The sequence below is a fragment of the Sphingobium cupriresistens genome (assembly GCF_004152865.1).
Taxonomy (GTDB): Bacteria; Pseudomonadota; Alphaproteobacteria; order Sphingomonadales; family Sphingomonadaceae; genus Sphingobium; species Sphingobium cupriresistens.
The window spans coordinates 1-9,097 of record NZ_SEOO01000071.1; the positions used below are offsets into that span (position 1 = coordinate 1).

Genomic DNA, 9,097 nt, shown 5'->3' on the forward strand with positions numbered 1-9,097 from the left:
TCGACAACTTCACTTTAGACACCTGCTGGCCGGCCATGGCTTGCCCTGATGAAGCCTACGGCCGCTACGCGGCCTTGCCTTCATCAGGGCCATCTCGGCTCCCGAAACGGCGCTTCCCAATGTGCTACGGAACCGAGTTCACCAGTCGGGCGATCCTGGAATGGGCTGGCAAGACCAAGGTCGAGTGGCATTACATCGCCCCGGGCAAGCCGATGCAGAACGGCTTCGTCGAGAGCTTCAACGGTCGCTTGCGCGACGAATGCCTCAACGAGACCCTGTTCACGTCGCTGCCGCATGCCCGGTTCGTGTTGGATGCCTGGCGGCACGACTACAACCACGTCAGGCCACACTCGAACTGGGCGGGAGAACCCCCGCCGAGAAAGCCGGCGAACCTGTCTGGGGGCATGCCCCCAGACAGGTTGCCATCACCTCAACCAACCATCATGAAGGAGCCGGACTCTACCTCTGACTGGTAACAATCAGGGGAGCACGTCAGCGGCCATCGACCAACGGTGGTGCAGCCCGATTTCGACGATCTGCGTGCCGGCGTCACCAATCATTACAGCCGCATCATCGTGGAGGATGCCAACGCGCTGTCCGCCGTCACCTTCTACGGCGGTGCGGAAGGATCAGCGCGGTGGTCGAAGGCGATTGAGGATGTCGCAGGCATTCCGCTTTGCACGGGCGCGCAATCGCTGATCGCCGCATTCAACGCTCATGGCGGAATCAGGAAAATAGCGGCATTGTCGCCCTATTACCCTGTCGCCAATGCGGAGGTCGCCAATTTTATGAGCGACCATGGCGTGACCATGGTGCGCGACACGCCGCTCCTCTGCCCAAGCTGGACTGCGATCGCGGAGGTGCCCGCGACACTGGTTGAAAAGCCTGTCACCATTACCGTGTCCACGCCCATCTCGTTCGCGCGCGGTTGCAATGTGTCGGGGAAAGCGCCGTCCGGCGATCCGCGTGGGAAGGCGCGCAACGCTGGCGCCTTTCGGAAGAACATGCCGCCATCCGCGCCGCCCGGCTCATAGACCAGGTTGGTGAAGATCACCGGCACGCCGGCATCGCGGGCGGCGACGAGGCGCTTGTTGGAAGCGAGCGCATCCTCTACCCCGGCATCGCCATCGCCCCGAAATGCGTCACCATCGAGATGTCGCATGAGAGGAGGCGCCCCTGATGTGGAACGCCTCCAGCACAAGATCAGCCGTTCAGCTGATCCTTCACGGCCTTCGCCGGCGTGAACGTAAGCTTTTTCGACGCAGCGATCTGAATGGTCGCGCCAGTCGAGGGGTTGCGGCCTTCACGGGCCGGGCTATCCTTGACCTTGAATTTGCCGAAGCCGTTTAGCGAGATTTCTTCGCCTTTCGCAGCAGCGCCGGCGATCTGCACGAATACGGCGTCGACGAGCTTGCGAGCATCAGCCTTGGTGAGGTCATGCTCGCCGGCTAGGGCGTCGGCTAGGTCGCTATTGTTCATATCGCATCCTTCTTGATAGTGAAGCGCTTCCATTAGAGGCTGCAACGATCGTATCAAAGCCTGATTTTAATTGGGTGCCGCAGCATCGCGAGCAGGGTTGCGCCGACCAGCGAACCGAGCGCCATGACGAGAGCCACAGCCGGGAGGCCGAAATCGAGCGTGAAAAGGAAGCCTGCGAGGATCGGACCCAGTGCTGCTCCGCCGCGGCCGATGCCGATGACGATGCCGGTCCCGCCGGCGCGCACCGCGGTCGGGAAGGAATGGGCTACCAGCGCATAGAGGCCGACCACCGCGCCATTGGTGAAGAAGCCCGCGCAGGCGGCGATCAGACTGAGGCCGACGAGCGTCGTCTGCCCCTGGCCAAAGAGCGTCACCATCACGGTGGAGGCGACCATCGCCAACATGACAAGTGCGCGCAGCGGTAGCCGCCAACTGAGCGCGCCCAGCAGCAGCGCGCCGGCGAGACCGCCGACATTGGCCCAGACTAGCACGCCGCCCGCGGCGGATGGTGCGAAACCCATGTCCACGACAATCTTGGGCACCCATTTCAGGATGAAGTAGAAGGTCATGATGTGGCAGAAATAAGCGAGCGTCAGCAATATGGTGGTTCGTGCAAGGCCGGGTGCGAACAGAGCCGCGAAGGACGGCTTTGTCGCGGTAGGATCGGGCGCGGGCAAGGCGTCGGCAGGGGCGTGGCCCATGCGGGCAAGCAGGCGGTTGATCCGCGCCAAGGCGCCTTTGGGGCGCTTTTGTAACAGGAAGCCGATCGATTCGGGCAGCAGCCAGAGCGAGACGGGCAGGAAGAGGGCCGTAACGCCGCCGCCGAACAGGAAGATGTCGCGCCAGTCGCCCGCAACCAGCAAGTGCGAGGCGACAGACCCGCCCAGGATCGCGCCGACCGGGTAGCCCGCCGCCATGATCGCGACGGCGCGGCTGCGCGAGCGGGCGTTGGACAGTTCGGCGACCATGGCGTTGGTGCAGGCGAGCATCCCGCCGATGCCGAGGCCGGTAAGCAGACGGATAAGCGAGAGCGACACTACGTCCCACGCCTGGGTCGCGCCGGCCATGCCCGCCGCCATGACGACGAGGCAGCCCAATATGGTCGGGCGGCGGCCGATGCGGTCGGCCAGGTTGCCAAGAAGCACCGATCCGATCGCCATGCCGATCAATTCCATTGACAGGACGAGGCCGAGCGCGGCGCGATCAATCCCCCATTCCGCGGCGATGCCGGGCGAGGCGAAGCTAATGGCCAGCACGTCGAAGCCGTCGAGCGCGTTTAGCAGGATGCACAGGATGATCGCCGCGATCTGGAGCCGGCCATGGGGGCTTCGTCCAGCCTATGCCTGATGTCGGTCATCCTTGGTCCCGTCCCCCTATACTTTATCATCCGTCAGTGTCAGCCGACCGCGAAAATGTCCAGCGCGACATGGTCCTTGAAGCGGGCGGCGGCGCACAGGAAGACGGTGCGGCCGAGCCAGGCGTGGGGGCCGTCGCCCGCCACCTCGAAACGCGGGGTGGTGCGGAAATAATAGAGAGATGGGTCCACCACTTCGCCCGCCGCGATGCGGGCCAGCACCGGCGCGGGGCCATGGCGATAGCCGGGATTGACGACGGAGATGACCGCGCCATCATCCGCTTGCAGCGAATAGCGGGCGAGGATGTCGGCGGTGCCGTCCGTCCGGATCGATTGCCAGTCCGCGCCGCCGGGCAGCACTTTGCCGGTGAGGCGCGGGCCATCGACGCTGCCGCCGGTGATGGGTATGACCCGCTTACGCACGCCATCGACCATGCCCAGTTCCTGCGGCGCGCCGATCAGAACGCGCAGGCGCATGGCGAGGCTGAGCGAGGGGGTGGCGAGCGCGCCGCCGGGCGCCGCGGCGAGCGGGGCGGCGGCGCCGGCAAGAGCCAGGCCGGGCAAGGCCGTGAGCAGGCCGCGGCGGTGCACGTCGCTCGTCATCATCTCTCCCTGCCCGCCGACGTGGCGGCGTTTGCCACAGGCATAAAGGATGATGGCGTGATGGCAAATATGGTCCATGATTTTGCCGAAAACCAGGTCGGTTCCGGCACGCGCGGTGCGGTGTGGGTGAACCGGGCGGAGGTTGGCGACTTCATCCTTCCGCTTGGCTTATGCCTGACCATATGGGAAAGGCGCTGGGGGGCGTGCGTGAAACTGGATGCCGGATAGATTATGAAGCCGTTGCCGATCGACAGGATGATGCGGGCCGCCCGTTGCGCGCTGGGTGGGCTGACGCTGGCCATGCTGGCGCCTGCCGCGGTGGGTGCGGCGGAACCTGCGCCGTTCGAATTGCCCGGCCCGGCGCTGGACATATTGGTGATGCGCGGCGACCAGAGCCTGCCGATCGCGCAAGTGCCCAGCCTGTCCGAAGGCGACCGGCTGTCGATCGAGGCGGATCTGCCCGCCGATCAGGGCGCGCGCTTCATCCTGGTGTCCGCCTTCCTGCGCGGCGCGACCAATCCGCCGCCCAAGGATTGGGTCCGGTTCGCCGAGACTTGGAAGAAGAAGGACAAGGACAAGGCGCTGGTGCTGACGGTGCCCAAGGGCGCGCGGCAGATGGTGCTGTTCCTGGTGCCCGACACCGGCGGAGCGGAGGGCGTATTGTCCGACGCGGTGCGGGGGAAGCCTGGCGAATTCGTGCGCGCGACGCAGGATCTGAACCAGGCGTCGCTGGACCGGTCGCGGCTGGACGCCTTCATGTCGGCGATCAAGGCGCAGGAAAACAGCCATCCCGAATATCTGCGCAGCGTCGCGCCGACGCTGGCGCGCAGCCTGGCGATGAAGCTGAACGAGGAATGCCTGTCCAAGGTGGTCGAGATGCAGGCGGCCTGCCTGCCCGACAATCGCGACGCGCTGGTGTTGTCGGACGTCCATAGCAGTTCGATCGCCGAAACGCTGACCGGGGCGCCCACCGACCTGGCGCTGCAACTGGCCGCGACGCGCGAGGCGGGCTATGGCTTTTACAGCCCCTATATCGGCGTGGTGCGCGACATCGCGAAGATATTCGGCGCGTTCAGCAGCCCGCAATTCGACTATCTGCCGACCCTGAGCGTGCGCAAGCCAGAGGGGATGTCGCTGCTGCTGAACGCCGCGCCGTCCTTCCAGAAACCCAAGTCTGTGATGGTGGTCGCCATGCCCTCGATCGAGGCGGACAGTCCGCCGCGCCTGCGCCGCAGCGGCGACGCGCCGATCTGCGTGGCGCGTGCGGGCACGGTGTTGCCAGTGGAGGGCGCTCCGCTGATCTTCTCCACCCCCTATGCGCGCGAGGTGAAGCTGGCGCTGAAGACGGCGTCGGGCGAGACGGTAGACCTGCCGCTGGAGGCGCGCGCCGACCGGGGCGGTTATGTGCTGACCGGCGATGATGCGCCGCCAGTGTTCAAAGGAACGGTGCAGGGCCATCTTTTTGGCCGATGGGGCTTCGATCGGTTCGAGGGGCCGGACTTCATGGTGCAGATGCCCGATGCGGGCGGATGGACGGTGGAGGGCGATAGCGCCGCTCTGGTCGTCGGGCGCGACAATGGGCTGGTGCTGAAGGGTGGCGCGCCCGCCTGCGTCGAAAGCGTGATGTTGCGACAGGGGGAGGGCGCGCCCAAACCGATGGAATGGAAGGTGCAGGGGCGCGACGCGCTGGCGCTGACCGTGCCGCTGACCGATCGCAAGCCCGGCGCGCTCAGCATCGAGGTCAAATATCACGGCGTCGCCCAGCCGTCGGCGATTGCGCTGCGCAGCTATGCGCAGGCGAGCCGACTGGACGGACTGCTGCTCCATGCCGGGGACAAAACGGCGCTACTGTCCGGGCAACGGCTGGACCAAGTGGAGAGCGTGGATGTGAACGGCCTGGTGATGCGGCCGGACGGGCTGACGCGCGACGGGGCGGTGGACCGGCTGCGGCTGGTGGGGCAGAGCGATGCGGTCGCGCTCGAAGCCGGCAGCGCGGCGACGGCGCGGGTCAAGCTGCGCGACGAGCGGAGCGTGAGCCTTGCCCTGACGGTGGCGGACGCGCGACCGCAGATAGGACTGCTGAGCAAGGATGTCAGCCTGGGCGCGCCGCCCGCGAACGGCAAGGTGCTGGCGCTCAATGGCGACAATCTGTTGCCGGACAATGGCCAGCTCGTCTTTTCGGTGCGGGCGGGCGAGGGCACGAAATTGAGCGCGAGCGACGCGATCGAGGTTGCGCCGGTCGAGGATGGCGCGACGATCCGACTGACCGCCGCCAATGGCCTGCGGCTGGAAAGTCCCTATGTGATGGTCGCCACGCTGGACCCCAAGGCGATGGCGCCGTCCCTGTTTGGCCCCTTGCGCTTTCGCCTGCTGCGCGGGGGCGAGGCGAGCGACTGGCAACCGCTGGTGACGCTGGCGCGGCTGCCGCAGATCGCGGCGGTTTCGTGCGCAGCGAAGGCGGACGGTTGCACGATCACGGGGCGCGACCTGTTCCTGATCGATGCGGTGGGCGCGACGCCGACTCTCGACCAGGCGGCGCAGGTGGCGCATGGCTATACCGGCTCTGCGCTCAAGGCGCCCGCGCCGCAGGACGGCAAACTCTATTTGCGGCTGCGCGACGCACCCGATAGCGTGGTGACGCTGCCTGCGGCCTGATCGTCGGCGGATAGTCCATTCATGCTTGGTCGCGTTGCCCCTGAAGTGCTGATCCGACGGCGCCAGGTCGGTTGAATCGTCCAAATAAGCGGCTGGTCCCGCCATGGGCGTGCGCTTGGCGACCCGGCATCATGTCCTCCAATGCCAAAGGACATGGAGAGGATGATCATGAAGACGCAGGTCGCGATCGTGGGCGCTGGACCCGCCGGGCTGATGCTGGGGCATCTGCTGCGGGTCGAGGGGATCGAGGCGGTCATCGTCGAGCGGGCGTCGCCCGACTATGTGCTGGGCCGCATCCGCGCCGGGGTGTTGGAGCGCACCACCACCGACCTCATGGACCGGCTGGGGCTGGGCGCGCGGATGCACGCGGAGGGGCTGCCGCATGACGGCTTTCATCTGGCCGATGGGGAAAGGCTGATCCGCATCGACATAGCGGCGCTGACCGGCAGGCAGGTGATGGTCTATGGTCAGACCGAAGTGACCCGCGACCTGATGGAGGCTGCGCCCGAACGCGGGCTGGAGATCATCTACGACGCCGCCGATGTGGCGCTGCACGATGTCGATGGCGACGCGCCCTACATCACCTATAGCAAGAACGGCGCGACCCATCGGATCGACGCGCAGTTCCTGTGCGGCTGCGACGGCTTCCACGGCCCCTCGCGCAAGGCGATGCCGGCGTCGGTCGCGCGCCATTATGAGAAGGTCTATCCCTTCGGCTGGCTCGGCATCCTGGCGGATGTGCCGCCGTGCAACCATGAGCTGATCTACGCCAATCACGAGCGCGGCTTTGCGCTGGCCTCGATGCGGTCGGCGACGCGCAGCCGCTATTATGTGCAGGTGGCGCTGGACGAAAAAGTCGAGGACTGGTCCGACGACCGGCTGTGGGACGAGCTGGCGATCCGGCTGGGGCCGGAGGCGGCGGCGCATATCACCCGTGGCCCCGCGCTGGAAAAGTCGATCGCGCCGCTGCGCTCCTTCGTATTCGAACCGATGCGCCATGGCCGACTGATGCTGGCGGGCGACAGCGCGCATATCGTGCCGCCGACCGGCGCCAAGGGCCTGAACCTGGCCATGTCCGACGTGCATTACCTGTCGCAGTCGCTGATCGCCTATCTGAAACGTCATGACAGCGACGCGGTGGCCGGCTATTCGGACAAGGCGCTGGCCCGCGTCTGGAAATCCGAACGCTTTTCATGGCAATTGACGAAGCTGATGCACCGCTTCCCCGATAGCGATGCGTTCGATCGCCGGATGCAGGTCGCCGACCTCGACTATATCGCCTCCTCGGTCGCGGCGCAGACGACGATCGCGGAAAATTATGTAGGATTGCCTTTATAATATGACCAGCCTCCCCACTCGGACTGTCGGCCCCTTCACTGTTTCGGCCATCGGCCTTGGCTGCATGAACCTGTCCCACGCCTATCTGCCGCGGCCCGATACGGCGGAGGCTGAGCGGTTGTTGCGCCATGCGCTCGACGTCGGCGTGACCTTCTTCGACACCGCGGCGCTTTATGGCTTCGGCGCGAATGAGGAATTGCTGGGCCGGACGCTGATGGACCGGCGGGGGGACTTCACCCTGGCGAGCAAATGCGTGCTGGGGGAGATTGACGGCAAGCGCGGGCTGGACGGGTCGCCCGAAGCGATCGCCAAGGTGCTGGAGGATTCGCTGCGGCGGCTGAATGTCGATCATATCGACCTTTATTATCTCCATCGTCTCGACCCCAAGGTGCCGATCGAGGACTCGGTCGGTGCGCTGGTCCGGGCCAAGGAGGCGGGCAAGATCGGGGCGATCGGCCTGTCCGAAATGTCGGCCGCGACGCTGCGCCGCGCTCATGCAGTGCATCCGATCGCGGCGATGCAGACCGAATATTCGCTCTGGACCCGCAATGCCGAAGTGGCGGTGCTGGAGACGTGCGTGGAACTGGGGACGGGCTTTGTCGCCTTCTCCCCGGTCGGACGCGGGCTGCTGGCGGGCAATCCCAATGCCGCGAACCTGCCGCAGGGCGATATTCGCGCATCCATGCCGCGCTTCCAGCCGCCGCATCTGGCGGCGAATCTGGCGTTGGTAGACGGGCTGAAGGCGTTGGCCGATCAAGCCGGTTGCACGGCGGCGCAACTGTGCCTGGCCTGGCTGCTGGCGAAGGAGGATCATGTCGTACCGATTCCCGGCACGACCAGCATCGCCCATCTGGACGAGGATCTGGCGACCTTGGCGCGCGTCTGGCCGGATGATCTGATGGCGGCGGTGGAAGCGCTGTTCCCCTTCAGCGCGCCGTCCGGCCCGCGCTATCCGCGCGAAGCGCAGGCCCAGGTCGACACCGAATGTTGGGTGGGAGAGCCTTTGGCCTGAATGACGCGCGATTATCTAGTCCTTTCAGCGGGTTAGTTCGGCCATGCTGGAGGGCGCGGGGCAAAATGAAGGCGTGGAGCGGGGGAGGCCGTTCCACGCTTTCATGCATATGGAGGCGCCAAAACGCCCAGAAATACACGCTATTCTCCGGCTTTGGCGGGATCACTCCCTATCGCTGACACAGAAAATTCACAAAGCGCGCTTTTTTCCGTTTGACCGAATCACAGGCTGCACCTAGAGGGCTGTTCACCGGACGGGGCGCTGCCAGCAGGTAGCGCTCGGAACGGTCGCCAACATTGACGGACGCCAGTCCTCCGAAACGCAAGGATCGGGGTGGCATGGTTGTCCGCTCTAATGTTTGGCAGGTTCTTTGACATTGTTGGTCAGATGAAGGGACATGTGGGCGGCGGCTCCGGTCTGTGGCGGCTTTCAGGCGTCATGTGATCGGTTAAATTCAAGCCGTTCCTTATTGGGTTTTGCCGGGCTTGCTCGGCAGATCGTTCATATGTCTCAATATATTCCACAAGACTATATTGTGCAGGAATGGCTCCTGGAAATGAGCGGTATATATTGGCCTTATTCCGGCTGGTATGTATCGGACATCAAACTTGAGAGTTTGATCCTGGCTCAGAACGAACGCTGGCGGCATGCCTAAT

The 9,097-nt window shown here is 65.2% G+C and carries 8 protein-coding genes and 2 pseudogenes; 6 read left to right on the forward strand and 4 right to left on the reverse strand.

The features are described 5' to 3' along the window. Positions 1-128: 128 nt before the first annotated feature. Positions 129-469: pseudogene (locus EWH12_RS20925) on the forward strand (integrase core domain-containing protein); the annotation flags it as partial. A 43-nt stretch (positions 470-512) separates the two neighbouring features. After that, a complete protein-coding gene (locus EWH12_RS22800; protein WP_242496158.1) occupies positions 513-1,034 on the forward strand; it encodes an aspartate racemase/maleate isomerase family protein in 522 nt (173 codons plus the stop codon). On the opposite strand, the pseudogene EWH12_RS23050 reads toward EWH12_RS22800, so the two are convergent. From EWH12_RS23050 to EWH12_RS20945, 4 genes and pseudogenes are all read right to left on the reverse strand, one after another. Then, positions 935-1,162, reverse strand: a pseudogene (locus tag EWH12_RS23050) (hypothetical protein); the annotation flags it as partial. The gene EWH12_RS22800 and the pseudogene EWH12_RS23050 sit on opposite strands and share 100 nt — an antisense overlap. 41 nt (positions 1,163-1,203) lie before the next feature. Continuing rightward, positions 1,204-1,479: an HU family DNA-binding protein gene (locus tag EWH12_RS20935; protein WP_066609209.1), complete on the reverse strand. Its 276-nt coding sequence runs from the start codon at positions 1,477-1,479 to the stop codon at positions 1,204-1,206. Between the two features lie 53 nt (positions 1,480-1,532). Then, a complete protein-coding gene (locus EWH12_RS20940; RefSeq protein WP_422917750.1) occupies positions 1,533-2,735 on the reverse strand; it encodes an MFS transporter in 1,203 nt (400 codons plus the stop codon). A 140-nt stretch (positions 2,736-2,875) separates the two neighbouring features. Further along, complete coding sequence (locus tag EWH12_RS20945) at positions 2,876-3,514, reverse strand: DUF3237 domain-containing protein (RefSeq protein ID WP_242496159.1); 639 nt, start codon at positions 3,512-3,514, stop codon at positions 2,876-2,878. Between the two features lie 153 nt (positions 3,515-3,667). Here EWH12_RS20945 and EWH12_RS20950 point away from each other — a divergent pair, with 153 nt between their 5' ends. The 4 genes from EWH12_RS20950 to EWH12_RS20965 all read left to right on the forward strand — a co-directional run bounded on the left by EWH12_RS20950 (position 3,668) and on the right by EWH12_RS20965 (position 9,096). Next, positions 3,668-6,091, forward strand: coding sequence for a hypothetical protein (locus EWH12_RS20950; RefSeq protein ID WP_129927711.1), 2,424 nt, complete (start codon positions 3,668-3,670; stop codon positions 6,089-6,091). Positions 6,092-6,259: 168 nt separating this feature from the next. Continuing rightward, a complete protein-coding gene (gene pobA, locus EWH12_RS20955; protein WP_066609207.1) occupies positions 6,260-7,429 on the forward strand; it encodes a 4-hydroxybenzoate 3-monooxygenase in 1,170 nt (389 codons plus the stop codon). Between the two features lies 1 nt (position 7,430). Continuing rightward, on the forward strand, positions 7,431-8,441 hold the full coding sequence (locus tag EWH12_RS20960; protein ID WP_129927712.1) for an aldo/keto reductase: 1,011 nt from the start codon (positions 7,431-7,433) through the stop codon (positions 8,439-8,441). A gap of 397 nt (positions 8,442-8,838) precedes the next feature. Further along, positions 8,839-9,096 (forward strand): hypothetical protein, encoded by a 258-nt coding sequence (locus EWH12_RS20965; protein ID WP_129927713.1) that lies wholly within the window; start codon positions 8,839-8,841, stop codon positions 9,094-9,096. The last annotated feature ends 1 nt before the right edge of the window (position 9,097 follow it).